Annotated in this window: 23 protein-coding genes and 2 pseudogenes; 13 read left to right on the forward strand and 12 right to left on the reverse strand. The window is 51.5% G+C overall.

What is annotated here, in order from left to right; translation table 11 throughout:
• Positions 1–80: 80 nt before the first annotated feature.
• On the forward strand, positions 81–1,541 hold the full coding sequence (gene pyk, locus KPC83_RS06535) for a pyruvate kinase (protein WP_216278450.1): 1,461 nt from the start codon (positions 81–83) through the stop codon (positions 1,539–1,541).
• A 1,530-nt stretch (positions 1,542–3,071) separates the two neighbouring features.
• Here the strand turns inward: pyk and KPC83_RS06540 are convergent.
• Positions 3,072–4,154, reverse strand: coding sequence for a LacI family DNA-binding transcriptional regulator (locus KPC83_RS06540; protein ID WP_216278451.1), 1,083 nt, complete (start codon positions 4,152–4,154; stop codon positions 3,072–3,074).
• A gap of 87 nt (positions 4,155–4,241) precedes the next feature.
• Positions 4,242–5,174: an ROK family protein gene (locus KPC83_RS06545; RefSeq protein WP_216278452.1), complete on the reverse strand. Its 933-nt coding sequence runs from the start codon at positions 5,172–5,174 to the stop codon at positions 4,242–4,244.
• A 300-nt stretch (positions 5,175–5,474) separates the two neighbouring features.
• Here KPC83_RS06545 and KPC83_RS06550 point away from each other — a divergent pair, with 300 nt between their 5' ends.
• Positions 5,475–6,020 carry a glutathione peroxidase gene (locus KPC83_RS06550; RefSeq protein ID WP_216278453.1) on the forward strand — a complete coding sequence of 182 codons (546 nt, stop codon included), beginning with the start codon at positions 5,475–5,477 and terminating at the stop codon, positions 6,018–6,020.
• Complete coding sequence (locus KPC83_RS06555) at positions 6,020–6,514, forward strand: MarR family winged helix-turn-helix transcriptional regulator (protein WP_216278454.1); 495 nt, start codon at positions 6,020–6,022, stop codon at positions 6,512–6,514. The genes KPC83_RS06550 and KPC83_RS06555 overlap by 1 nt, the downstream gene beginning before the upstream one ends.
• A 221-nt stretch (positions 6,515–6,735) precedes the next feature.
• On the opposite strand, the gene arcC is transcribed toward KPC83_RS06555, so the two are convergent.
• From arcC to KPC83_RS06580, 5 genes are all read right to left on the reverse strand, one after another.
• Positions 6,736–7,698 carry a carbamate kinase gene (arcC, locus tag KPC83_RS06560; RefSeq protein WP_216278455.1) on the reverse strand — a complete coding sequence of 321 codons (963 nt, stop codon included), beginning with the start codon at positions 7,696–7,698 and terminating at the stop codon, positions 6,736–6,738.
• 400 nt (positions 7,699–8,098) lie between these two features.
• Positions 8,099–9,541: a MurT ligase domain-containing protein gene (locus KPC83_RS06565; RefSeq protein WP_216278456.1), complete on the reverse strand. Its 1,443-nt coding sequence runs from the start codon at positions 9,539–9,541 to the stop codon at positions 8,099–8,101.
• A gap of 38 nt (positions 9,542–9,579) precedes the next feature.
• The gene (locus KPC83_RS06570) at positions 9,580–10,311 is read right to left on the reverse strand and encodes a glutamine amidotransferase (protein WP_253200909.1); all 732 of its coding nucleotides are present in this window, start codon (positions 10,309–10,311) and stop codon (positions 9,580–9,582) included.
• 190 nt (positions 10,312–10,501) lie between these two features.
• A complete protein-coding gene (locus KPC83_RS07250) occupies positions 10,502–10,807 on the reverse strand; it encodes a helix-turn-helix domain-containing protein (RefSeq protein ID WP_371819263.1) in 306 nt (101 codons plus the stop codon).
• 703 nt (positions 10,808–11,510) lie between these two features.
• Complete coding sequence (locus KPC83_RS06580) at positions 11,511–12,524, reverse strand: asparaginase (RefSeq protein ID WP_216278459.1); 1,014 nt, start codon at positions 12,522–12,524, stop codon at positions 11,511–11,513.
• A 192-nt stretch (positions 12,525–12,716) separates the two neighbouring features.
• Between KPC83_RS06580 and guaA the strand changes: the two genes are divergently transcribed.
• Positions 12,717–14,327, forward strand: a complete 1,611-nt coding sequence (guaA, locus tag KPC83_RS06585) for a glutamine-hydrolyzing GMP synthase (protein WP_216278460.1) — start codon at positions 12,717–12,719, stop codon at positions 14,325–14,327.
• A 485-nt stretch (positions 14,328–14,812) separates the two neighbouring features.
• Here guaA and KPC83_RS06590 read toward each other — a convergent pair whose 3' ends face one another.
• On the reverse strand, positions 14,813–15,271 hold the full coding sequence (locus KPC83_RS06590) for a helix-turn-helix domain-containing protein (RefSeq protein ID WP_216278461.1): 459 nt from the start codon (positions 15,269–15,271) through the stop codon (positions 14,813–14,815).
• Positions 15,272–15,405: 134 nt separating this feature from the next.
• On the opposite strand from KPC83_RS06590, the pseudogene KPC83_RS07255 reads away from it, so the two are divergent.
• The 4 genes and pseudogenes from KPC83_RS07255 to KPC83_RS06600 form a co-directional block, all read left to right on the forward strand.
• Positions 15,406–15,489: pseudogene (locus tag KPC83_RS07255) on the forward strand (Arm DNA-binding domain-containing protein); the annotation flags it as partial.
• Positions 15,487–15,861, forward strand: coding sequence for an N-terminal phage integrase SAM-like domain-containing protein (locus tag KPC83_RS07205; RefSeq protein WP_371819277.1), 375 nt, complete (start codon positions 15,487–15,489; stop codon positions 15,859–15,861). The pseudogene KPC83_RS07255 and the gene KPC83_RS07205, both read left to right, overlap by 3 nt.
• 27 nt (positions 15,862–15,888) lie before the next feature.
• Positions 15,889–16,425: pseudogene (locus KPC83_RS07210) on the forward strand (site-specific integrase); the annotation flags it as partial.
• A complete protein-coding gene (locus KPC83_RS06600) occupies positions 16,426–16,794 on the forward strand; it encodes a hypothetical protein (protein ID WP_371819264.1) in 369 nt (122 codons plus the stop codon). It begins immediately after the preceding pseudogene.
• A 396-nt stretch (positions 16,795–17,190) separates the two neighbouring features.
• On the opposite strand, the gene KPC83_RS06605 is transcribed toward KPC83_RS06600, so the two are convergent.
• The 4 genes from KPC83_RS06605 to KPC83_RS06620 form a co-directional block, all read right to left on the reverse strand.
• Positions 17,191–20,214 (reverse strand): DEAD/DEAH box helicase, encoded by a 3,024-nt coding sequence (locus tag KPC83_RS06605; RefSeq protein WP_216278463.1) that lies wholly within the window; start codon positions 20,212–20,214, stop codon positions 17,191–17,193.
• Positions 20,211–20,951, reverse strand: coding sequence for a Hachiman antiphage defense system protein HamA (locus tag KPC83_RS06610; RefSeq protein WP_216278464.1), 741 nt, complete (start codon positions 20,949–20,951; stop codon positions 20,211–20,213). Before KPC83_RS06610 ends, KPC83_RS06605 begins: the two co-directional genes overlap by 4 nt.
• A 115-nt stretch (positions 20,952–21,066) precedes the next feature.
• On the reverse strand, positions 21,067–21,321 hold the full coding sequence (locus tag KPC83_RS06615; RefSeq protein ID WP_216278465.1) for a hypothetical protein: 255 nt from the start codon (positions 21,319–21,321) through the stop codon (positions 21,067–21,069).
• 378 nt (positions 21,322–21,699) lie between these two features.
• Entirely contained in the window at positions 21,700–22,059 is a 360-nt protein-coding gene (locus KPC83_RS06620) for a hypothetical protein (protein ID WP_216278466.1), read from the reverse strand.
• 592 nt (positions 22,060–22,651) lie between these two features.
• Between KPC83_RS06620 and KPC83_RS06625 the strand changes: the two genes are divergently transcribed.
• The 5 genes from KPC83_RS06625 (at position 22,652) to KPC83_RS06645 (ending at position 24,946) form a co-directional block, all read left to right on the forward strand.
• Positions 22,652–23,062, forward strand: coding sequence for a hypothetical protein (locus KPC83_RS06625; protein ID WP_216278467.1), 411 nt, complete (start codon positions 22,652–22,654; stop codon positions 23,060–23,062).
• A complete protein-coding gene (locus KPC83_RS06630; RefSeq protein WP_216278468.1) occupies positions 23,034–23,222 on the forward strand; it encodes a hypothetical protein in 189 nt (62 codons plus the stop codon). The genes KPC83_RS06625 and KPC83_RS06630 overlap by 29 nt, the downstream gene beginning before the upstream one ends.
• A gap of 9 nt (positions 23,223–23,231) precedes the next feature.
• On the forward strand, positions 23,232–23,699 hold the full coding sequence (locus KPC83_RS06635; RefSeq protein ID WP_216278469.1) for a relaxase/mobilization nuclease domain-containing protein: 468 nt from the start codon (positions 23,232–23,234) through the stop codon (positions 23,697–23,699).
• A gap of 27 nt (positions 23,700–23,726) precedes the next feature.
• Complete coding sequence (locus tag KPC83_RS06640) at positions 23,727–24,341, forward strand: hypothetical protein (protein ID WP_216278470.1); 615 nt, start codon at positions 23,727–23,729, stop codon at positions 24,339–24,341.
• 89 nt (positions 24,342–24,430) lie between these two features.
• Positions 24,431–24,946, forward strand: a complete 516-nt coding sequence (locus KPC83_RS06645; RefSeq protein ID WP_216278471.1) for a hypothetical protein — start codon at positions 24,431–24,433, stop codon at positions 24,944–24,946.
• Positions 24,947–24,963: the final 17 nt, after the last annotated feature.

Below are 24,963 nucleotides of genomic sequence, written 5' to 3' on the forward strand. Positions count from 1 at the left end.
GTTTTACAGCATCTCAGCTTATTGCTTATATATAATGATTCAGGCAGCAAAACGGTAAACACAACACGTTGGAGGCTTGCATGTATAAACGCACCAAGATTGTCTGCACGATGGGTCCCGCCTGTGATGATGAAAACATCCTGCGCGAAATGATGAAAGCGGGCATGAATGTTGCACGCTTCAATTTCTCGCATGGTTCATACGAGGAGCATCAGGGACGCATTGAGCGTGTCCGCCGTATCGCTCAAGAACTCAATCGTCCTATTGGCATTTTGCTTGACACCAAAGGTCCCGAGGTTCGCACCGGTCTGTTAAAGGACCACAAAAAAGTTGAGGTGCATACGGGAGATAAAATTATCGTTACCGCCCAGCCTACCACCGAAGATTTTGCCGGTACCGCAGAGCATATCTCGCTTGATTATCTTGCTCTTCCCACAGAGGTTGTCGCTGGTTCGCGCATTCTGATTGATGACGGCTTGGTAGGACTTGAGGTTGAGTCGGTCGATGGCAACGATATTCACTGCGTCGTACTCAACAACGGCCTCATTGGCGAGCGCAAGGGCGTTAATATGCCCAACGTTAATATCTCGCTGCCTGCCATCACCGAGCGCGACCGCCAAGACATTCTTTTTGGTCTTACGCAAAACATTGACTACATTGCTGCATCATTTATCCGTGACGGCGCTGGTGTCGAAGAAATTCGCACCCTCTGCCGCGAAAACGACGGTGAGCATGTCACTATCTTCCCCAAGATTGAGTGCGCACTGGGCGTAGAAAACTTTGACGACATTCTTGAGCACTCTGACGGCATTATGGTCGCACGCGGCGACCTTGGTATTGAGATTGCTCCAGAGCTCGTGCCTCATATTCAAAAGAAGATTATCAAGAAGTGCAACGACGCATATAAGCCGGTAATCACCGCTACGCAGATGCTCGATTCTATGCAGCACAATCCACGCCCCACACGCGCTGAGGTTGCCGACGTTGCAAATGCTATTTATGACGGCACCGATGCGGTCATGCTCTCTGGCGAATCTGCTGCCGGTCAGTATCCTGTAGAGGCTGTTCGTATGCAAGCACATATTGCTGCCGAAACCGAAAAGCACTTGCCTGCGCATGGCAAGCTTGAAGTTCCTGCAGGCGCACACGGTACGCGCGTTGTTAACAACGTTGTAGGACTTTCCGCAGTTAACATGGCAACTACTGTTGGGGCAAAGTGCATTACTGTTCCAACAACTACCGGACGTAGCGCGCGCTTAGTTTCGCACTTCCGGCCTAATATGCCAGTTGTTGCGTTCTCCCGTCATGAGTGGGCAGTACAGCAAATGATTATGTACTGGGGCGTTGAACCGCATCTTGCTGCTATTACTCAAGGCACTGTCAACGGCACCATCGTGAAGGCAATTGAAACTGCCAAAGAGCTGGGCTATGTTGAAAAGGGAGACATTACCGTAGCCACTGCTGGTGACCCACGTATGTCTGTTCAGCTTGAGGATAAGATTTCTTCAACCAACGTTGCCTACGTAGCACAGGTTCGTTAAGGCGCAAACCTTTGTAATCAGTGGCGGCTCTGCTACTGTTTTAGGGCTCGATTTTGAAAACTCCGATGTGTTTTAGGCACATCGGAGTTTTTTTCAAGAGCAAATCCATCTAGTGTACGAAAAAATTGCTTAGACTAAAGTACACTCCACTACAGTAAAGCATCTTTCCTGCGGAAATGCCGATAATCTCGCTTGTACAGACCCTCTATACTCAAGGTGCTCACAAAAAACCGTACACTAGATTGATTTACTTACTAGAAACCCTGAGTTTTATAATTTCGTAGGAACACTGTTTACTCAAAGAATCCCTGTGGCTTCCCATTAAGCTAGTGTATCGCCACAGCAAGTCATCACTGCATCGTTATGCACCTGAGAAACGCTATTGCACTGCTCTGAGGACTATTGCTCTTACCGCATCGATAAGTTACACCTGTCACTTTGGCAAAAATGACGAAAAAGTACTCTCTATAACCCAGCGGGTTAGTATTTGTTTTGCAAAACCGCAGGTAGATGAGTTGAGAGTAAGTTGACAACTGTCGCTTTACGTCAAATTCGTCAAAAATGACAGATTTTTGCGTCAAATTAGTCATTTTTGCCAAAGAGCAGGTCAGCGGTATTGCACGGGCGATTCTAGTCCAACCCTTTTTGACAGAAATGGGCAATTTGGCAGTGTAGAACCCCCGTGGGTTATTCGCTATTTTATAAACCTGCAGGTAGATGAGTTGCAGTTTTTCATACTACAGGGGGTTTATTGCCAGATTGCCCCTTTTTGTCAGTTTTTACTACCAAATTGCCCGTTTCTGTCAAAACAGCTTATACAATTTAGCGGTGTTTTGAAATCTGTTCACGCAGGAGATAAACGAGCTACTTTTTTAGAAGTGTTCACGAACTATTCTCCTTGATTTGAGATTTTGCTCCAAATACGGAAAACAGGCGAAAGACCAAGGTATTGCGTTCGGAGAATTCTGCGAAGCACATTCGGAGAATGCAATACCTTGGTCTCATCTGAATTGAGTAACTAGCAGTTTTGCAGAGTGCACGCTTCTAGGGAAACTTTCGAGTAGAAAAGCCTTTGAAGCGGGATTTCTTTCTAGTTGCGTTAGAGCTTGCAACCCCAACCCTTTCATCTCATACGCGCTGCTTGTGAATGACGGGGTGTGGGGCGAGCTGAGCGCTGTATGTGCACTTACTCTAAGAGAAGGACGAATGATTGCGTTCGGAGAATTTTGCGAAGCACATTCGGAAAGCACAAGCATTCGTTCAGTTGAGATGGAGCTACTGTACAAAGCAGGTGAGATAGAGCTTCCACTTAGGGGTGGCATAGCTTTTCTAAGGGAACTTTCGCGAAGCGCAGTTCCCGTGAAAAGACTATGCCACCCCATACGTTTACAACTCATTCATCCAACTTAGGCGACGTGAAAAGCCTACGTCGCCCAGCAAGCTTGCGAATCAGTAGTTCAGTTAGCAAAGTGAAACCAGTGCACCAACCACACCCCACACCCCGCCTTCGGGAAACAAGCAGCAACGTAACTACAAATATGCACCAACATTCAAGTCCGGTTTTGCACCATGCTTTTGCATCGCACCCGTGCTTTCGCGCGGCAACAAAAACGGGCGTACAATAGCCTGATGCACATCAACAACCCGCGGTGCTGGCTCACCAGTTAACTCCCCTAGCTTTGCAAGGTCAAACTGCTCCATGATTTGTTGCACCGCACGTCGGCCGACCTCATACCCTGATGGAACAACCGTCGTCAACGGTACACCACCAGTCCATGCAAGCGGATTTCCATCGCAACCGGCGACGAGCATATCATCTGGCACCTGAAGTCCTGCTGCCTGCACTCCTGCAATTGCACCTACCGCAAGCACATCGGAAAGCGCAAGTAATGCATCGGGACGCTCTGACTTTTGCCGTGCTGCAAGACGCTCACCCAGCTCATAGCCATCACTTGCCGAGCACCAATCACCCTCTTCGATAAACTCAAAATGTACCTCAAGAGACTGCTGCGCAACACTAGCAATTCCTTGGGCACGATCTTGGTGTGCGCGATGTTTTGAAATTCCCAATACCGCAATATGTCGCGCACCCGCTGCAATAAGGTGCTCAGCAACAAGCGTTCCTTCAGCCTGGCTATCGGCCACCGCAAAATAACCCGGTTCACTCCCCTGCACATCCATGCAGCTCAGCGCAGTTCGAGAAGGAACAGCCATATTACGCAGAGGATGGCCATCAAAACTCTGTATCACAAGCCCAGCAACTTGAGCGCTCAAAAACTGCTGTATGCACACAGCCATAGCTGCCACATCATCGGCAGCGTTTGCAATCCAGACGTGATGCCCATAACGCTCTGCCTCACGTTGCACACCACTCACAATCTGCAAAGAATAGCCGTGCGTTAGGCGCGGCACCACAAGACCCAGCATGGTGCTTTCACCACCTGCCAGCAGACGAGCGCTCTGATTAGGGGTAAAGCCCAAGGTCTCCATAGCGTTTTGTACACGCTTTTTTGTAGAAGAACGCACGCGATTAGGATGATTGAGCACGTTTGAAACCGTACCCAAGGCAACACCCGCTTCGCGTGCGACATCTTGAATGGTTGGACGAGCCATGCGACAAGCTCCTTTTTTGATGCGCTTCAAGGAGCATCTATTGTAGCATGAGCTTGTGGCTCAATCCTATATTTAGGCTGGTAATCCTTATGATATGAGACGAATTGCCTGATATGCTGCGCCCAAAATACCCGCGTTGTTTCCAAGTACCGCGCGACGCAAAACGTAACGGTCGCGCACAGCCGGGAACACGTAATCGCGCAGACGGTCAGCCAGAGGTCCAAGCAACAAATCACCAGCGTGCGACAATCCACCGCCCACAATCACTTCCTGCGGATCTACCGTATTAACCACCGCAGCCAAGCTTGACGCTAAATACTCAACTGTAATATCGCGCGCCTCAATAGCGAGCGGCTCTCCAGCAGCAATCTCATCGAAAACCTCTTTTCCCGAGGTAAAGATATGCGCCGAACCCGCCTTGGCAAACAGCTGATTAGCCGTCTTTACAAACCCTGTTGCCGACGCATAGCACTCAAGACAGTTGGTTTTGCCGCACCCGCATACACGGACATCATGAGCATCAACGGGATTATGGCCAAGCTCTCCTGCGCAACCGTGCTCACCGTTGATAACCTGCCCCTGAATGACAATGCCGCCACCAACACCGGTGCCAAGGGTAACAAACACAGCGGTGCCAGTTGCGTTATTGGGGTCTCCGCCCATCCAAACCTCGCCAAGAGCGGCGGCGTTTGCATCGTTGAGCAGCGCCACGGGCATATCCATCTCGGTTTTAAGTACACGACCGAGCGGCATGTTGCTCCAGCCTAAATTAACTGCACGCTCAACCATGTCGCCCACAATGGGTCCCGGCACACCAACGCCAATTGCCACAGGAACATCATCGCCTGTAAGACCGGCCATTTTCTCTTTCATGCTTGCGACCATATCGCTTGCAATATTGATGCCGTTTTCTTCAACGTTTGTTGGAATAGCCCACTGATCAAGGACTTGCCCAGCCTCATCGACAATAGAAAACTTAACGGTGGTGCCGCCGAGGTCAATACCAAACACCCGCTTCATAAAGCCTCCCTGAGACGTGTTGTTAGCGTAGATACATTGTACGAGTAAGCAAGACGAAACGGTATAGGGGTGGCGCATTTTTCGGTAGACGGGCGAAGATTTGAGGCGATTGGTAAAAGCAGGTAGCAAGTTAGCCCCTCCACTGTACGTGGCCTACACGCTTGGTGCAATAATCGTATTGAAGCAATATGAATTTCTTTATGTCATACCTGCTGTAGGCTTTACATCAAAATTAGATTGTGTACAATTTAATAGTATACAATATTTATAGCTTTATATAAAAGCTGCTAGGAGGCCAATATGAGCGTTTATGAATTCAGCGCAACCAAACCTGACGGCACCGAGGTGTCTCTCAAGGACTACGAGGGCAAGGTGCTCCTCATTGTAAACACCGCAACAGGCTGTGGCTTTACTCCGCAATACGAAGACCTTGAAAATATCTATCGTGAATATCGTGAGCAGGGTTTTGAGATTTTGGACTTCCCTTGCAACCAGTTTAAGAACCAAGCTCCTGGCAGCGACGAAGAGATTCATGAGTTCTGCACCCTGCACTATGCGGTCGATTTCCCACAGTTCAAGAAGGGTGACGTTAACGGCGAGAGCGCTCAGCCCCTCTTTGCGCATCTTGCTACTGAGAAGCCGTTTGAGGGCTTTGGCAAAGGAGCCAAGGCACTTGCCATGAAAGCCATTCAGCACGGTGTTGACAAAGAGTTTGGCGACAAGGCATATATCAAGTGGAACTTTACCAAGTTCTTGGTAAACCAATCCGGTGATGTTATTGCTCGTTTTGAGCCCACTGCCAGCATGGACGAGGTTAAAGCTGCCATTGCTGAGCTTTTGCAGTAATGAATACGCGCAAGCCCCAACATCAACATATTGCATTGCATCATAAAGCTCAGGAACCCTATCCTGAGCTTTTACTTGATAATCAGCTCTGCTTTTTGCTTTATGCAACATCGAAAGCAGCGACGCGCCGCTATGCTCCGCTCCTTGATAAGCTTGGTTTAACCTACACGCAATATCTCACCATGCTTGTGCTGTGGGAACGCGATGGGCAAAGTGTCCGCGAGCTTGGCGAACGTTTGCACCTAGACTCTGGCACCTTAACACCGGTGCTCAAAAAACTTGAACAAGCAGGTTTTTTAGAGCGCACTATTGATTCGCGTGATGAGCGGCATCGCTCTATTGTGCTAACAGCTGCCGGGCAAAAACTGAGAGAAAAGGCGCGTGATATTCCTCACTGCATGGCGGCGGAGCTATCACTCAACGAAAAAGAAACACGTGCACTCATGCAAACCCTCAACCACCTGCTGAGTGACCTATCAGCAGCTAAGGAATAACACAAGGCTTGTGCGTGAGCACTCCAATAGCACAAGCGAACTGTACGCGAGCACCCCCACGGAGCATCCGACGCTATTTTTCTAACTGAGTGCCAACAAAAACGTGCCCCGCCCGTTAAGGGCAGAGCACGTTATAAGAAGTTATACAGCGCGGGCAACCCACGCTCGATTCTGAATGAGCACCAAATCGCGCTTACACCCGCGCTTACGCGCAGCTGGTACTAACCCGTGATGCGGGTTCCGGAAAGACCAGCCATGGTCTCGGCAGCTTTGTCGAGTGCACCAATAATGCAGGTACGACCCTTACGAGAACGGGCAAACTTAATAGCAGCGCGAACCTTTGGCTCCATAGAACCCTTGCCAAACTGACCCTCGTCTGCCAGACGCTCAGCCTCGTCAGCCGTAATCTCTTCAAGCTCTTCTTGGTCAGGCTTACCAAAGTTAATAGCAACATGCTCAACAGCAGTCAGCAGGAAGAGGACGTCAGCGCCACAATCCTCAGCCAACAGCTCGCCACCCATATCCTTGTCGATAACAGCGGCTACACCCTTATAGCAGCCCTTGTTGTTGTAATCGCGCACAACCGGAATACCGCCACCACCACATGCAATAACGATGAACTCGTTATCGAGCAGGTTAAGAATTGAGTCTGCCTCAACAATCTTCTTGGGCTCAGGTGATGCAACAACGCGGCGCCAACCACGGCCAGAGTCCTCAACAAAGGTCATGTCAGGATTCTCAGCCATAATCTGCTTGGCCTGCTCCTCAGTATAGAACGGACCAATGGGCTTGGTAGGATTCTTGAACGCGGGGTCATCAGGGTCACACTCAATCTGGGTAACTACTGAAGCAGCGTGCCAACGCTTATAACGACGATGCATCTCGCGACCAATACCCTGCTGCAGGTGATAACCAATGTAGCCCTGGCTCATAGCACCACACTCAGGCAAATCCATAGCAGGTGTGCCAATAGCATCATGAGCGGCAGCAAACGCATTCTGGATCATGCCAACCTGTGGGCCATTTCCGTGCGTAATGATAATCTCGTTGCCCTGCTCAATCAGGCCGAGAAGAGCGTGTGCAGCGGCACCAACCTTCTCAATTTGCTCCTGCGGCGTATCGCCAAGAGCGTTACCACCAAGAGCTACAACAATGCGATCGGGCTTACCGATGGGTTTGGACATAAAAGGTCCTTTCTCAAGAGTCCGACTTGCGCGGGCGGTATGTCTGCGCGCGCGGTTCCTACAGAGTGAAGTATACTATTTTGAGATAATTTTATTCAGATTTTTTGTGCAAACCGGTGAACGGTCTAAATTCGACCGTGAACGTAATCTAATTAAAACTCCAGTTAAATAAAGTTCTTTGAGATAGCATCTCCCTATAATTGAAAGTCTAGCCCCGCAGTCTTTATCCAAGTCGGTATACATTTTTGAAGATGCGTAGAAAGGTCTTAGATTTACGTTGCTACTTATATTAGCCACCATTCATGCACGCTTTTGTGTAGACATGCGCCACGGGCAAATATGCAACAAAAACGACCGGCAAACTACTCGCAGCGGACTGCGCGCAGCGTCCGCCACGCCACTAATGTATTGCTTCAAGACGCTCGGCCACGCGCGTCCGATAACGCTCAATTTCTTCAAGCCCGTGAATGTCATAAGCGCAAAATACTGCGTCGATGTCATCAAGCTGTGTGAGGTCTGCAGCGTCGAGTTCGTCTTTTGCGAAGGTAATACGACTCTCATCTACACCAGCTAACAGTAGGCGCAGCTTAAGGTCGTGAACATAGCAACCTAAAATGATGATTTGCTTGATGTCCTCGCGCGCCAGATACTCAAAATCTGTTTGATAAATCCAACCTGAAAACTCAGTGCGACCAGGGTCTTTTGCGACCTCAAAGTCAGCCAACAAAAGTGCGACTACTTTATTGCCCGGTTCTTGGCGAATAGCCCCAAACGATGCCGATACCGCAGTGGAGTTCCAGCCCTTAGACGCAAGATTAACCAGTCGTTTGCCTTGCACGTTTATCTCACTATAACGTGCTTCTGGCACCTGCACCTTGCCTGTCTGCAAAATTTCTTGCAGCTGCTCAGCCGGAATGCCTAGTTCGCGCGCCGCTGTTAGAGCAGCCATTAAGTTGTACAAGTTGGTGAGCGAATATGCACCGATATGATAGGCGTAGTGCGGGGTTTTACCGTTTGCTGCATGACAATGTTCAGCTACCGTAAAGCTATGCTCATCAGGGTTTACTTCGACAACTTCGTAGTCAGGGGCTGGATTGCTAAACCCGCAACGCTCGCAATGCGCCTTGCCTAGGTGGCGCAGATGGCAGTAATCGTATATAAGCTTGCCACCGCACTCCGGACATGAACCTAAGTCGCTCACAATACCTTCGGCATCGTTTAAGTCGCCAGGCATGCGTGCAATAGAAAAATAGCTTCGCTGAGTCGCTTGCGACGCAATTCGACAGGTCATTAAATCATCAGCGTTAAGGATGAGGTGGGTTTTGCGCGTTATCGCAGCGTCAATAACGCCATATATAAAATCTGGGTTAGCATTGCGCATATAACTGTCGCGATAGAGGTTGGTAATCACCAGCAACTCTGGCTCAACCGGTGGTAAAACAAGCCGACATGAGAGCTCATCGAGCTCTAAGCAAGCCAGCTGTTTGCGTGCTGCCCCCCCTAATCCCGCATTTGCCAAAAAAGAACTTCCTATACCGGTAAGCAAGTTGCTCCCCGCACGATTCATCACAGGGTCTTTACCTGCAGCAAGCAATATATCGTCCAGCAAATTAGTGGTAGTTGTTTTGCCGTTGGTACCAGTAATACACACCACCCGCTCAGGCTTACCTACCCGCGATAAAAAATCGGGGCATATATGCTCAGCAACCACACCAGGCAACTGATTGCCCGTGCGCTTCATAAGGCGTAGCAGCATGCGAACTAACTTAGCCGCAAATAACGCGAGGTAGAAGCGCAAATTGCGCGGAAGTATGCCCGGTTGAGGCGTGGGACGATATGCCATACTAGCTCCTCAAAACAATGCAGTAAACAGGATAATTTTTATAGGGAAATGCCCGGAGTGGCAAAATCTTGCACGCGCTGGCGATAACCTTCCCAGACTAGGTCGTGATATGCCAGTGGGGCTTCGGTTTCGCCCATGGTGTCAAGTAACCATCGCGTGAGTGGCGGATTTTGAGTAAGAACCGGCCCCAAAAACCACGTCCCTACAAGATTTTTGATATGCACGCCCTCATACGTGCTGCCTTCATTCAGACCAAAACCCTGGCTTAGCTCAGCTAAAGCCGGCACCTTGCCGCCCGGCTCTGCTTGAGTAAACTGCATTTTGCAGCCTACCAGTTCAAAAGGCTCAGAGGCATGATTAAGCTGACAGCTTCCCTTGCACACACTTACGTAGCGCGTAGGCATCTTGATATGAGTAACAAAATTGGCAACACCCAATGCAGGAAGTCCTCGTCCTTGCGGGGTAATAATCATTGTTCCCAACAGCTCAACGGCGTTGCCGGTAAAAAGCATAGAAACGCCCTGGTCGATAAGCTCTTTTAGACGCTCGGCGTGGGGCAGCAGCTCGTTCAAAACGCGCTCTTGCTGCTTTTCGGTCATGCAGCCAAGCAAAATACAAGAAATATCGTTGCGGCCTACAAAAGCCGGCTCCTGTCCAAAAGACGTCTCGATAAACTGTGCATGTGGCAGGCAAGCTTTGAGGTACAACGCGTTGCCATTATCGCCTGCTTGGTTGCCAAACTCGGGGTAAAGCAGCTCAATGGTGGTCATAGACAATCAGTGCTCCCGTGTGTGTGATGAACGGTGCCATAGTACCATGCGCGGCGCTTTGCCATCTGATTTACGTATCAACAGCGTGATTACATGCACTCACACGACGCAACAAAAACGGGCACCTGTTGGGGTACCCGTTATTATGCTTGCCAACAAAGACTATTACTTATGAGTGCTTTCTCTCCTGCTAGAGCTTATTTTCTTCGACCTCATCAATACGAACAAGTGATGACGGCTCAATATCAAACGACTCAGCAATACGCTCGAGAGTATCAAGCGTCACATTAGCGCGACCTGACTCAATCAAATCGAGCAAAGGGCGACTGATGCGCGTCGTTAAACAAAAATCAACCTTCGAGAGGCGTGTCCTCTTCCGAAGGTCTCGGACATTTCTGCCAAAAATCTGTCGAAGCCGTAATTTCATACCCAAAAGTTTGGATAGGTGTTGGCATGAAAACGTAATATATACTTTACATTTTGACATCCTACACATGGAACACAGGGTTTTGAATGACTAATTATTCTTGTTCACATAATAGGTCTAAACCAACGAATTCTGACAGTATACTCTGTGTAAATCTTGATAGAATCCCTGCATCTACACATAACACATCATGTTTAATGCTGAACCAACCTCGCGAGCTTGCGCTTTCCCCATCAGAACTCCTCGCCCTATCGCATATATCCGATAAAGGCATCCGTATTTTTGTCATAACAACTTGTCAGCCGTGCGCTCAAGTCACAAACGTACGCACTCTCTTAAACAAAATCTCAAAACTCACGCTTATACAACTTCCCGAACCAGCAGCTCGGCTCTTTTCTCGACAAGCATCACTTAAACATACACAACGAGTACTCAACGCGCTCTCGGACTATAAGGTTCATTTAAGCCAAGCGACATTTCTCGCCAGCTCTCCTATCGATCGCGAAAACCTCCTGACGGCGCGCCTTGCGTTTGCTCTTAAAGATGCAGGATACGAATGTTGTTGTGCGGCAGACCGTGTATTTGAACACCGGCACCAAGGAGGTCTTATACAAGCACTTTCTTTTTTTGAACAGGTAATTGAACCAGCATCTTCATACCTGTAAGAAAAGGGGACTGAGCCGCACACGAAAGCATTTAACAGGCTTAGCTTTGCTGCACCCTCTCCCTAGGCTTTGCCGCGCCTTCTCTCTAGGCTTTACTACGTCCTCTCTCAGCTCTCACGGTCAAAGTTGACGGGGCGGTAAAAGAGTTCGGCAATTTTTTTGGGGTCTCGCGTAGCGCCAAGTATCCACATGGTTTTTGCAACCAGCGCCTCAGTTGTCATGTCTCCGCCTTGCAAAATGCCCGCGTGCTCTGAATAGCTGCGCCCCACCTCATAGACGCCTAAATCCATGCCCTCCTCGGGCACCTGTGTGGTGAGCACGAGCGTACGACCGCTATCAACCCAGTCAAAAATAGCTTCTTCAAAGCTTGGTCCTTGCGCTAGCTGTACCAATGGCACGCCTCCCATGCCAAAGGTCTCAAGTATGATGCCGTCGTAATCACGCTTGAGCAATTCAAATACCTGCGGGTTAAATCCCGGTGTAAGCTTGAGCACACAAACTCGGTCATTGAGCTTGGAGTACCAGCTAACTGAAATATCAGACGCTGATTGTGTGTCAATATAACCAGGCATTACAACACGGTCATTGCGAATGTAGGCGCGCGGCGGAAAATTGATACTCCGAAATGCGTTATAGCTCATGGTTCGCTGCTTATGTGCACGGGTACCTGCAATAACCATGCCACCAAAAACCACGTGAACATCATGAGCGCCCTCATGCAAGGCATAGAGCACGCTTTGATATAAGTTGAGCTTTGCATCAGTAAAGGGGTTGCCCATAGGCTGCTGTGACCCCGTAAAAACAATGGGCTTTGCACTTTGCTGGATGAGATACGACAGTGCTGCCGCCGAATATGCCATGGTATCGGTGCCATGAAGTACAACAAAACCGTCATGGCTATAGTATCCCTCAAAAATAACGCGTTGGATACGCAACCAATCATCTGGGCGCATATTAGTGCTGTCGATATTCATGGGCTGAACAACATCAAGCTGACATAAACCCGAGAGCTCAGGAACAAACGCAAGGAGCTCTTCACCCGATAGTGCAGGTGAGAGCCCCTGTCCGCCTTCTCGCGAGGCAATTGTACCGCCGGTAGCTATCACCAGTATCTTTTTCATGCGTGGCATCTCCCAAATACATGCGGTATAGATGTGTTCCTACAAAGTGCTACCCATATTGCTGCTCGATTACTGTCTGCATCTTAGCTCGTACACTGATTCTATTCATATGGTAGCGCTTTATTATGCAGTTTTGTTAAAACACGCTACTATGGTGCAGTTGTATTTTTCACATAACACGGAAGGAAGCGCATGACTGAGCAGGTAACAAAGCAGGCCGCGCAGACGGTACTCGTTCTTGATTTTGGCGCACAGTATGGACAGCTTATCGCACGGCGCGTGCGCGACCTTCATGTCTATTCTGAGCTGGTTCCGTGTGATATAAGCGCGGAGGAGATTCGAGCACTCGCTCCAGCAGCTCTTATTTTGTCGGGCGGGCCTGCGTCAGTATATGCAGATGATGCTCCCTCCATCGACCCTAAGATTTTTGAACTTGGTTTGCCTATCTTGGGCTTTTGCTATGGTCACCAGATTATGGCCGTTAGCTTAGGTGGAGAGGTTGCCCATTCCGAGGTGGGCGAATATGGTCCGGCAACGCTTATCCGCGAACACGATACGGCACTTCTCAACTCAACGCCGCTTGAGCAGCGTGTTTGGATGAGCCACCGTGATGCGGTTTCACGCGTGCCCGAAGGGTTTACCATTACGGCACATACGGCTACCTGCCCGGTTGCTGCTATGGAAGATACCGCGCGCAAGCTCTACGCTACTCAATTTCATCCCGAGGTTAAGCATACTGAACACGGTGAGCAGATTCTCAAAAACTTCCTGTTTGAAATTTGTAAGATTGAAGCTTCATGGACCATGGACAACATTACCGAGGAAAAGGTTCAGGCCATTCGTGAGCAGGTAGGCGATAACCGGGTTATCTTGGCGCTCTCGGGCGGTGTTGACAGCTCGGTAGTAGCAGCGCTTGGTGCGCGCGCAATCGGCAAGCAGATGACCTGCGTGTTTATTAACCATGGACTCCTGCGCAAGGGCGAGCCAGAACAGGTTGAAGAGATTTTTACACAGCAGTTTGATGTTGACTTCAAACATGTGCACGCCGAAGAACGCTATGCTGCGCTGTTGGACGGCGTGACCGACCCCGAAGAAAAGCGCCGCATTATTGGCACGCAATTTTGGAATGAGTTTTTTGCAGTTGCGCAAGAACTTGAGCGGAATGGTAAGCCGGTTACCTATTTGGCGCAAGGAACTATCTACCCCGATATTATTGAGAGCGGGGCGCGTAAAACCGGAGGTAAGGCCTCAACCATTAAGAGTCACCACAATTTGATTCCCTTCCCTGATGGCGTGCACTTTGAGCTAATTGAGCCCTTGGACCACTTCTTTAAGGACGAGGTGCGCGAGCTGGGTTTGGCGCTGGGTCTGCCTGAGCACATTGTGTATCGTCAGCCCTTCCCAGGCCCTGGCCTGGCTATTCGCATTATTGGCGCGGTGAGCCCCGAAAAACTGCAGATGTTAAAGGAAGCTGACGCAATTGTGCGTGAGGAGCTGGATAGATATAACCAGCGTTTGTTTGACAAGACTGGTCAACGTAATAGTGCGCATAGCTGCTGGCAGTATTTTGCTATTCTGCCTGATATTAAGAGCGTAGGCGTTATGGGTGATGAGCGCACCTATGCGCGACCTATTATTTTGCGGGCGGTTGAATCAAGCGATGCAATGACAGCGGACTGGGCCAAGCTGCCCTATGAGGTGCTTGCACAGATTTCTAGTCGCATTGTGGCTGAGGTTCCAGGCGTTAATCGCGTGGCATACGACATTACCAGCAAGCCACCTGCGACGATAGAGTGGGAATAACCTGAGGTCAGGCTTGTCAAGCCGCCTGCAACCATTCACTGCAACGCATAGCGTTGCACAGTGTTTCAACGGTTGTCACGCCCTTGCAACAAACGGGAATAGCAATCCCGAATCAGCCTCCGAAACCACTTGGAATCGAGGGCTGTTTGCACTGGTGGATAACCGGTTTTGATTCGTGGTTACTCTATAAAGTGAGGAGCATTGGCTCGATTTGGCACTACCTGGAGGTTTCCGTTCACCTCGGAGGTTCGCCCAGCCGCCCGCAACAATTCCCGAGCGCTAAAACGCGAACATCCGCCTGATTCGAATCAAACCCGAATCATAGCGCTCCCAGAAGGCTCGAAATCGCAAAACCGCAGGTAAAGCTGGGGGAATAACAAACCGAGAATTCACGTTGAAATACACCGGAACAAGCCCTGCGAGGACGTGAAAAAGCGGCCTGGAAGCCGCTTTTCTGTTTCGCTATTATTCCCCGAGTGGCTTGATCAGACGCCGAATTCGACCTTCCACGACTCGTATTCCGCCGGGGTGATTTCGCCCGACTTTTCCGAATCAAGCATTTCCTTCCACGCCTTGATCGCGGCGGTGAGTTTTGGCGACTTCTCCGCTGCGGCGTCGAAGCCCAGCACCATCGTCCCGTCGACCTCCATCGGAACGAGACCGAGCTCCTCGTTGAGCCGGAACAACAGCTCCAGGGCCTGCCTGCTCGATTCCAAGGGCACTTCCCTCAGCGCCTCGGGCGAGATTGCCAGAGCGGAGGCGATGGCCTGAATCTGGGGCTCTCCGGGCGTCCTGTTGCACAGCTCGTAGTTGCGAATGGCGGAGTCGGTCTGCCCGCACGCGGCTGCGAGCTGCTTCTGCGTCATCTTACGCATCTTCCTGTACTTTTTTACGAGCTCCCCGGTCTTCAACTTGCCCTCCATGGCAGCTTCGGCGCGGGCCATCTTAAACCATGCGGAAACTATAGCACGAAAATGAACGGTGTATATTGACCGTTCAGAAAAAACGCTAGGAGGGGCGAGGCATGACCGTTAAACAATCCAAGAATGGCACCTAGTTCACGCAGTTCCGGTGCAAGGACAAGTTCGGCGAGGAAGTGCACAAGTGCAAGCACGGTTTCGGCGCTGCGGAAGAAGCCCAGGCATGGGAGGACGACTTCATCGCCTCCGCCGGATGCACGATAGCGATGACGTTCGCGGAGTTCTACGAGGTGTACGAAACGGACGTTCGACCGCGCCTGCGCGGGCACACGTGGCGCAACAAGGACTACCTCGTCAAGTCGAAGATCATGCCCTTTTTCAAGAACTACCGCATGAGCGAGATACAGGGCATCGACATCACCCGCTGGCAGAACGGCCTCATGGATGGCGGCAACAACAACGGGCAGAGCTACGCACCCACGTACCTGCGCACCGTGAACAACCAGCTCTCCGCCGTCCTCAACCACGCCGCACACTACTACGGACTCCATCCCAACCCCGTGGGGCGCACCATGAAGATGGGCGGCAAGGAAACGCCCGAGATGCGGTTCTGAACCAAGGAGGAGTACCTCAAGTTCGCCGACAAGATGACGGAGAAGCCGCGCGAGTTCCTGATGTTCGAGATACTCTACTGGATCGGAATTCGCGAGGGGAAGATGCTCGCGCTCATGCCATCGGCCTTCGACCTGCAGCGCGGGACCATGCGCATCGACAAGTCCTACCAGCGCTTCGACGGCCGGGACGTCATAACGGACCCAAAGACGCCCAAGTCGATCCGCACTATCAAGCTCTCGAGGTTCCTGGTCGAGGAGGTCGCCGACTACCTCGAACGCCACCCTGATATCGGGTCCGGCGACCGCATGTTCCCGGTTACCAAGTACCAGATATCGCGCGCGATGAAGAACGGCTACAAGAAGAGCGGGGTCAATAAGATCCGCGTACACGACCTGCGCCACAGCCACGTGAGCCTGCTCATCGACAAGGGCTTCACCACCCTCGCAATCGCCGATCGCATGGGACACGAGGCGACCGACATCACGTTCCGCTACGCCCACCTGTTCCCCACGGTGCAGGAGGACATGGCGAACGCGCCCAACGACGAGAGAGGAGGGTTCTAGGTGCCCTGCCCCAACCACCGCAGGAAGCGAACCATCTCCAAGGCGTTCCGCGTGAGCCGCGAGGAGAGCGAGCGAATAGAGCTTCTGGCGAAGGCCGCCGGCGTCACGCAGCAGGAGTACATCATAGCCAAGCTCGAGAACAGGGAGTTCACCATAGTGCCCGACATCCGCGCCTACAAGATGCTCCGCGAATCGATGCGCCAGGTCTATCAGAAGCTCTGCCGTCTGCGCGACTGCTCGACCATGGACGCGCGCCTGATCGCGAAGGTCGAGCTGCTGAGTGACCTGTTCGTCGGTATCGCCGGAGACGCACCGCGGGGCGAGCTGGAGAAGGAAGACGACTTGATTGCGGAGATGGAACGTGAGTAGACAGTCTGCTGCTTCTTGGGGTGAAGCTGGCACCAGACCAAACGAAGATACGGATAGATATGGTCTTTTATGATTTAGACCGTTTGGACCGAATTTTTCGGTGCAGGAAGACCCTACAAGGAAATGCGCCTCTCCCGTCTCCTTGATGATGTACGGGTAGTGAAGGCTCTCTTTCCTGCATAGGGACGAGTGCGATTTGCCTGTATCTTCCTCGCAGTCGGCCGCTTCTCATTCGGGATCGCTTCATCCCGTGTCTCGACAATAGATGCAGACAAGACCACTCCACGGATAGTCTGTTTCATTGCAGTCTTCAATAACTTGCTAGTAATTTATGCGTAAGATAGCGCTTTAGAGTTGTCAGCAAGTCAATTCAATTTACCTTCACAGCGTGGAAGCTTAGTCTCTCACGCTCGGGTCAATCCACTTAGAAATTCGCTGAGCACAGTATGCGGGCAAACAACTCGCATACTCGGCGATATCGGCCTTATGTGCGATGGCCTCAAACCGCAATATGTCGACGTCCGATGACCCCGATTCCCCCAAGATTGAAATGACTTCCTTTGCGATCATACGGTCGTCAAGCACGTTTTCACAGAACATAGCTGCACGCGCATTGGAAACCCCATATTTGACCTTCCTTTGCAACAGGCAGAGATTGTCCAAGTTCTCCTCCGTTGCAAAAGCTGGATACTGCTTGATGGCGTCAATGAGGCATGATATGAAATGGCTAAGGGAAAACCGGATGACTCTCGAAACGATACCCTCGACTTTTGTAAGCTGAAACTTTCTGCTGAGCCTAAACGTATCGTTTAAATAGCTTGTGATTTGAGACACGTCACTGCCATCAATCCAGAGGGTGGTAGTGGCAGCTAGCATATTGCTGTCGAGGGGATGCGCTGCATCGGGATTTGGCAGAAGAAACGCGTTTGCTACTGAGTCGATATCGGAACAGCCGCCTCCGAGGAATTCGGCACCTTCCTTAGATTCAATCCAGCCCGATAGCGAAGCCACACTCCTTATCCCCGATTGCATCAGGTGGCATAAAGACGCTTGGTCAGTATTAACGGCATCCAGAGACTCGTAAATCGCCTGGAAGAGCTTGAGGAGCCGTTCTTTCATTTCATCATCGGAAGAGACATATGCGAATGTGGAAACGCATATGCTCATCACATCATCTTCGCTTCTATCAGAGGACATAATCCCCGAAATATAGCTTTCAATCGCTTCGAGAGGGCGCACCTTCATTGCTGATAGAGCGCGTGCGCGCGCCCTGTCGCACTCTAATTTTTTTTCGAAAGCATTTGTTAGCTCGTACTCCAGCTGAGGATAACCAATATGCTCCAGGATTGTGTTCAATACGGATTGGCCAGAAAGGGTGCGGCGGGGATTCTTCTCTCTATCAAAAACATCTGTGAACAGGTTTAGTATGGCACTCTCGCACCGCTCGGTATTCGATTCTTTCATGAGCTCAGAATACATTCTGTTGCTGCTTGTCCTGCCAGTATCCTCTGCAACCAGAATGCTTCCCTCGCTGTATTTGCCGGATCTTGCTGTCCTCCCGATAAGATTCTGGAAATCCCTCGTACGTGGAGTTTCGTTTCCCCGACGTGCGCCCGTGACAATCAAGTACTTTATGGGCAGGTTTACGCCTTCCGCAAGCGTAGACGTGCACGCGATACATTTTGCAAGGCCACGTTCGACGGCGAACTCTACCGACTGGCGAATAGCACCCTGCAGGTCGCCATAGTGAGGCAGCACCCCCGCATTGATTCCTGAGCTTAGTCCATTATCGTTTCCGTAATGGAGGCAGACGAGATTGGAAAGTCTCTCCAATTCCTCCTCAGATGCGGATGACTTCAGGTTCGGAAGGTTTGCTTCCCGATGGAGCAGATCATCCAATCGTTTAAATAACGGTTGTATCGAAATCTTCTTGGGAACGTAGATCGCACAAGCACCATTCGGAAGTAGCCTATTCGCGTAATAGATGGCAAGATCACGAGCGTAATCCGCATTCTTATTGCCCATTTCAGGGAAGTACCGCTGCCTAGTCTCTCTGCCTAATCGTTTAAGTAACTGCGAGGTCAAATCGACTCGAACGAAGAAGTCTTCATTCGATATGTCGTCAGCTTCAACATATGAAACCTTTTTACCCTTCTGCTGTATGAAGCCAACCGACTTATCAGTTACTTGGATATTTTTACTTACAGCAAGAAGGCTCGAATCGCCAAAAGCCCAGTTCGCAATCTCGTCGGCATTGGAAACAACTGCCGAGATAAGTACCTTCTGGGCATCAGGCTTCGCTCTAAATATTTCAGTAAGAAGTAGTTCATAGCCGGGACCTCTCGATACGCTGTCCAGCAAATGGGCCTCATCGAATACGAACAGCCCAGCATCGTCTAGAAGAGGAGCACTGTGATGGATCGCATAGCCTAACTTCTCGGGGGTGAAAACCAGGACCTTTGGTCCACTCGGGCTTTGCTCCAGCCACGAATCGACTTCCATCACATCCGACGTCTGCCTGACATCCGCTATTCCCCTAAGGGCAATCGATAAATCGCGCGAGATCTCAGAGCAAAGAGCACGTAGGGGCGCAACGACGACGGACAAGGTGCTTCTGCCTGCGAGAATGCTTGACCGTAACAGCAGCTCGATGCTCTTGGTTTTGCCAGTTCCCGTAGGCAGCTGTACAAAGGCATTTCCTCCGGAGAACACTCCTGCCCGTCCTATCTGCTGCTGTGCCTGCCACAGCAATTTTGGGAACGACGCCTGTGCTAGATACGGTTTCCACTCTTCGAGTCCAATTTTGGTGTAGGCAGGAAGAAGGGATCTTGTTGAGAATGAGAGTGAATCGAGAATCGAGACGTATAGCACTCCGCCAAAGAAGAAGTCTTCGGGATTTGCACCGATACGCAGCGACGCCGCCTCCTTGATGACATCAGCTTCGTCTACATCTCCGCCCTCTAAGTATTGCCTCAAGATGTGCAGCTCTTCAGGGATAGGATTGCCGGGATTCAAAAGGTACGAGACAAAGCCGTGCAGGGTTCCGGCTCTTGTTCCGTAATAATCGGCGTTCTTGACCTTGCCGGCAGCGACTTTGGAGCTCCCATAGTTTTCTAGCAAGAAGTAGGTCGCCATTGCAAGCGTCCAGTATCCGTCGCTGAATAGAGCATTTCGGCCATCGTTGGACGCGGCATCGTAGAAGGCTCCCGTCTTCTTCAAGTCCAGCAGGAACCCCTCCCCGTTGTTGCCGGATAGTCTGGCATCCACATACGACGACAAGGTCAATATCGATGAGTAATGCAGCTCGTCCGAATTCATTCCGAAGTCTGGGATAGCAGACGAGTCTACGAAAAATTCCGTAGCCTTTGCCTGCGCCTTCGCGTATCTTAATTCGCGGTCCGACCGTTCGCCGTAAATCATGATATGCACCTGTCGTAAATCTCACGTATCAAATCCATGAGATGCGATCTGTGAATGACGAAAACTGTTCCGCCTTCGGCGACATACAGGCCCGACGCGCTTAGTCCTTCTAGATGGCGTTCCGCGTTGCCAATCCCAGCAATCGCGCCTATGGCAAAAGCTTCCTTGAAGGGATGCTCGCTCGCATTCATGAATCTCTTTAACTCGCTCGAGGTAAGGATGTCTCCTGCGTCCAGGCTTCTCTTGCCATAGTACGCGAGAGTCATTGCAATTCTGCTCCGATCCTTAGGGGAGTCTTTTGCTGCATCTGAAATGGCGCCTTTAAGATCTGTGCTACTGCTCCGGGATTTGACTTCAATTGCGAGCAGCTCATCGAACTTGGATGGGTTCGACGGATTTTCCATCTTGAAGGCAATGATATCGGTGCCGTGCTCTGAACTATTCTTGTCTGACCTGCCATACTGCTTGTAGCGAGGAACTTCATACCCCTCCACAAACTGGACCAAGTCGCTGATTACTATTTCGGCGAAATCCCCCGCCATAATCTGAGGGACATCTGGGATGACGTTCTCTCGAAGATACTCATTTTCTCCAATTTCAAAAAACTCAGAGTATTCACGGAGCTCGTCATCCCGTATGTAATGTCTTCGAATGTGTCGCGCCCATTCAACGAGTGCCGCATCATCTATTGCGCCCTCTAGACGAAAGCATTCTACATTGCATCCTTCAATGGACACTTCATCTTCCCGCACCAACCAATCAACAAAGCAAGGGCGTGGGAGTTTCCTGATATTCGATTGATTGATAGCGGTGTTTGCCAAAGTAACTCACGATTCCCTGCAATTGCCTGATTTAAATCCCAAGTTCCTTGCGAGCAGCGGCTACGACGTCGCCGCCTTGATGAAAATCGAGGCTCCCGCTGCTCGCCAAATCCATCGGCACTATGTGTTCGGTCAGGTACTGGAATAGATCCTTAGCCTGAGCTTTTTCGAACACCTCATCTTCGTTCGCTCCGTCTAGGCGCATCTGCGTGACTCTCCTCGTTTTCTCGAGAATCTGCTGTTCACGAGACATGACTGCGCCCGTTAGCTTCTTATTGTTTGCCATCGAATAGCTCTTTGTTCTCGATGACCTCGTCTGCGGCGAGTGACGTGATGAGAGCCGATAGGCTCACGCATTTCTCCTGCGCGATTGCCTCCAGTGCCCCTTGAGCTCCGGCGTTGCCGAGAAGATAATCCGCTCGGTTTTCTTCGCGCCGAGGATGTGCTTCCTAAGCTCCTGTTCTCCCATCCGAGCCTCACCTCTTACGGTCGTGTATCCTTCATAAAACTTATGAAAGATTTTACCACGTGCAGAAGCTCCATTGAGTTGTGTTATGCATGCCCATTGACGACTTGCATCCAAGGATGAACAGCCTACTTCCACGTGAGACGCGGCAAAAGCAACGGACTGATCGGGGCAATCGTAGACGTCGCGCACTGCGCGCTAAAAGTTTGCATACGCACTTGCGTTGGCCTTGCCCAGGATGTTCTTCATCACCGGGATGCATGGGAGTAGCCCGGGAGTCTCGATGCTGATGTCGGCTGCCATTTTTATCAGAATATCATTGGGCATTTCTGCAAGTGTAGACCCAAGGTCTATGTGGCCGTCCTTTTCGTAGACGGAAAAATTTTCCCAGAAATTGCCGTCATCTTCATGCCAGCGTCGGACATACTCTTCAACCTGTCTGTATTTCGATTCGTTGGACAGGTTCCAAAGTGCGCTTTCCACCCGGGTTTTCAGCCTCTGCATGTACAGAGAGGATATCTTTCCGTAGTCATCTTCTATCATGTTCATCTGCTCCATACGGTCGTATCCTAATCGACGAGTATTGGTTCGGGCAACCGAGGAGCTGCTCGAACTGTTTTCCGGATCGCTTAGCGCTGCTGTGGAAGGCTGTATTCTTCTCAGATTGAAGCAAAACTTCCGAATTGCAGAAGAAGAACTATGTTCGACCGGTGTTGCAACCGTTTTTGTTTTCCTAGCTCATTTATTTTACTAGAGAACACAAGCCCTGACGGCCCCTTCAGCCCGAAAGGCCACAGTAGAAAATGACGATGCATCGCATCAGAAACTTTCACCGGTATTTAAAACCGTTCAATAATGAACTATTTGTGGTATAATGCTCCTATCGTAGCAAGTAGCCCATCTTGTATCACGTTCGTCCGAACGCTCACAAGATGGCACTTGGCCCGGGGAGTCGGGGAGGGTTGGTCGAGTATGGCACCGACCTCCGCCGTCGACCGCCCCACCCCGCCTCAGACATACGTCATCCGCCCGCACCGTCGACTTGCCGGCGCCTACAGATGACTGCGGGGGCTGCCCCGCTCCCCGTTGCTAGTAGACAAGGACATGCCGGCTGCTTCCACATAAAGCCGGCGATGCAAAGGAGAACACCATGACGAAACGAAAGGACAGGTTCGTCCACTACCGGCTCTCAGAAGCCGACTTCGAGCGCTTTCACGAGCATGCCGAGAAGCTTGAACTCGCCCCATCGGAGTACCTGCGCTATATGATCCGCATCCCCGTGAAAACGGGCGAAGGCAGCGGCAAGGTCGTCGCGCTGGACACGAAGACCATGTCGCAGATATACGGCGAGCTCGTACGCTGGGATCATCACTACAACCAAGCTGTGCATGTGCTGAACACCATCGCACTCTTCGCCAGCCGCAGTGGCAACAACATCGACTACTTCGTCGAGCAGCTCGAGCGCGCCAACCGCAACCTGGAGGATGTGAGAGCCGGCGAGCACGACGTCGAGAACAAGATCCGGAAACTTGATGGCACTACTCTGGTGGGTAGTCGGTGATGCCGATAGTGAAGGCGATATCGGGCATACCAACCGCCAGAAGGTGAAGACGTACTTGGAGAAACGCAACCGCGCCCTAGCGCGCGACTTCTTCAATCTGTCGTGGGACGAGCGCGATATGGAAGGCTACGACGAGACGATGAAGGATGCCGTGGAGTGAGCCGACGAGATGGACGCCGCGCGGGTTCGATGCGGCAACGACGAGCCATACGAGGGCAGGCGCGCCCGCACCTACAAGCACTTCATCATCTCGCCCGACCCCGACGACCACATAGACCTTCCCGCCCTGCGCGAACTTGTGGGGGCGTGGGCTATGAAGTTCTTCGGCGACTGCCAAGTGGCTATCGTGTATCACGATGACAACCAGAACCGGATCCCGCATGCGCACCTGATCGTGAACTGCGCCAACCTGGTCACCGGAAACCGGCTGCACACTGACAACCCTTTCGAGCTAAACCGTGCCCTTCAGGACATGGCGCGTGATAGGGGCTTGAGCAGGCTTTCCAATGTGATGGAACACAATGAGGGGCTGTCACGCCTAACGGCAAAGGATGAGCCGGAGAAGACCGCCGACGATACAGCCGACATTCATGAGCCGCCCAGAACGCGAGCTCGTGGACAGTGGCGATACTCCTGAGTTGCAGACATCCGAAGCCGCGTATCCGTGGCTAAGGGCCTTGCGCGCAACGAGAGCGAGTTCCGCAGCATCCTGGACATGCTGGGCGTGACGGTAGCGAACAATTCGCCGAAGACCACCAACCGCGATTGGATCTACTCGCTTTCCGACGATCCTAAGTGCAAGGTGACTGGAGGGCGCCTTAGCTACCTCTACAGCCGACGCTCACTCGAGAACGGATTCAAGAACATGGCCGCCCACCATCCCGACGCCTCGTCTTCGCGGGCGATCCTGAAAACTGCAAAGGACGCCATAGTTCTTAACGACCTTGCCGAGCTCGACCGCATGGCCAAGGCATTGGAAACGTGCTCCCGCTTCGGAATCCGCGGCATCTCCGAATACGACGCCAGGATCAAGATGGTCGAGAAACACATCGAGGGCGGCAACGGCAGCGAGGCCGAGCACAAGTCGCTCGAGACTCTGCGCGAGGCGCGCGACTTCACTGCGGCCAACGGGCTGCTCCCCAGGACTTCAGCCAAGTCGAAGAACGCAAAGACGAAAGCCGACGCTTCTCACAGTACCAGAAAGAAAAAGACCGTCGAGAAACACAAGCACACGCGGCGCAAAGCGCAGCGTGGCAACCGCGAGAAGGGAGAGCGCTGATGGAGATCCGCATCCGGTAGAGGAATAACCGCGTCGACGTCTTTGACACCGACACCTTCACAAAGTCGAAGTCCTTCGGCAACGCGAACATGCTCACCGACTTCGAGGTTCTATTCGACCAGCTCGGCAAGACCGGCATCTGGCTGGCCGCCCACAGCTACAACGCGAGCCAGTCATACCGCAGCGACATCCCGGACGACGAGATTCCCGTGGCGCGACGCAAGAAGGGCTGGCGCTTCCTGCTCGCCGAGAGCGAAGAGGTTACCGGTATCGAGACCGTGAGCATTGGAAGCGATATCGCTCTGCAACGAATCTGCGGCGAGCTCGTGGACATGCTGCGGCTCGACGAGACAGCTTCCGCTTGGATCTGCAACAGCGACGACCTCTCCACCGTCGACAAGACAGTGGCGCTATTTGAGGTGCTCACGAGGGCAGCCCCCGCAGGATCCACACCCGAAGACATCGCTCGTATGTGCGGCTGCAGCCTTGCGCTGGTGAACACGTTGCAGGCGATGGGGGTCGCACCAGAAGAGGACGAGAAAAACGAAGAGGAAGACGAGTACGACAGTTGGATGGAAAGGCTGGACAATGAGGACGTTGATTAAGCTGACCGGCGCATTCG

Origin of the sequence: Collinsella sp. zg1085 (assembly GCF_018889955.1) — a bacterium.
Lineage (GTDB): Bacteria > Actinomycetota > Coriobacteriia > Coriobacteriales > Coriobacteriaceae > Collinsella.

Excerpts from the sequence above, each read along its gene's own strand:
- pyk (WP_216278450.1), top strand. The coding sequence starts at position 81 with ATGTATAAACGCACCAAGATTGTCTGCACGATGGGTCCCGCCTGTGAT.
- KPC83_RS06540 (WP_216278451.1), bottom strand. The coding sequence starts at position 4,154 with ATGGCTCGTCCAACCATTCAAGATGTCGCACGCGAAGCGGGTGTTGCC.
- KPC83_RS06545 (WP_216278452.1), bottom strand. The coding sequence starts at position 5,174 with ATGAAGCGGGTGTTTGGTATTGACCTCGGCGGCACCACCGTTAAGTTT.
- KPC83_RS06550 (WP_216278453.1), top strand. The coding sequence starts at position 5,475 with ATGAGCGTTTATGAATTCAGCGCAACCAAACCTGACGGCACCGAGGTG.
- KPC83_RS06555 (WP_216278454.1), top strand. The coding sequence starts at position 6,020 with ATGAATACGCGCAAGCCCCAACATCAACATATTGCATTGCATCATAAA.
- arcC (WP_216278455.1), bottom strand. The coding sequence starts at position 7,698 with ATGTCCAAACCCATCGGTAAGCCCGATCGCATTGTTGTAGCTCTTGGT.
- KPC83_RS06565 (WP_216278456.1), bottom strand. The coding sequence starts at position 9,541 with ATGGCATATCGTCCCACGCCTCAACCGGGCATACTTCCGCGCAATTTG.
- KPC83_RS06570 (WP_253200909.1), bottom strand. The coding sequence starts at position 10,311 with ATGACCACCATTGAGCTGCTTTACCCCGAGTTTGGCAACCAAGCAGGC.
- KPC83_RS07250 (WP_371819263.1), bottom strand. The coding sequence starts at position 10,807 with ATGTGTAGGATGTCAAAATGTAAAGTATATATTACGTTTTCATGCCAA.
- KPC83_RS06580 (WP_216278459.1), bottom strand. The coding sequence starts at position 12,524 with ATGAAAAAGATACTGGTGATAGCTACCGGCGGTACAATTGCCTCGCGA.
- guaA (WP_216278460.1), top strand. The coding sequence starts at position 12,717 with ATGACTGAGCAGGTAACAAAGCAGGCCGCGCAGACGGTACTCGTTCTT.
- KPC83_RS06590 (WP_216278461.1), bottom strand. The coding sequence starts at position 15,271 with ATGGCCCGCGCCGAAGCTGCCATGGAGGGCAAGTTGAAGACCGGGGAG.
- KPC83_RS06605 (WP_216278463.1), bottom strand. The coding sequence starts at position 20,214 with ATGATTTACGGCGAACGGTCGGACCGCGAATTAAGATACGCGAAGGCG.
- KPC83_RS06615 (WP_216278465.1), bottom strand. The coding sequence starts at position 21,321 with ATGGCAAACAATAAGAAGCTAACGGGCGCAGTCATGTCTCGTGAACAG.
- KPC83_RS06620 (WP_216278466.1), bottom strand. The coding sequence starts at position 22,059 with ATGGAGCAGATGAACATGATAGAAGATGACTACGGAAAGATATCCTCT.
- KPC83_RS06625 (WP_216278467.1), top strand. The coding sequence starts at position 22,652 with ATGACGAAACGAAAGGACAGGTTCGTCCACTACCGGCTCTCAGAAGCC.
- KPC83_RS06630 (WP_216278468.1), top strand. The coding sequence starts at position 23,034 with ATGGCACTACTCTGGTGGGTAGTCGGTGATGCCGATAGTGAAGGCGAT.
- KPC83_RS06635 (WP_216278469.1), top strand. The coding sequence starts at position 23,232 with ATGGACGCCGCGCGGGTTCGATGCGGCAACGACGAGCCATACGAGGGC.
- KPC83_RS06645 (WP_216278471.1), top strand. The coding sequence starts at position 24,431 with ATGCTCACCGACTTCGAGGTTCTATTCGACCAGCTCGGCAAGACCGGC.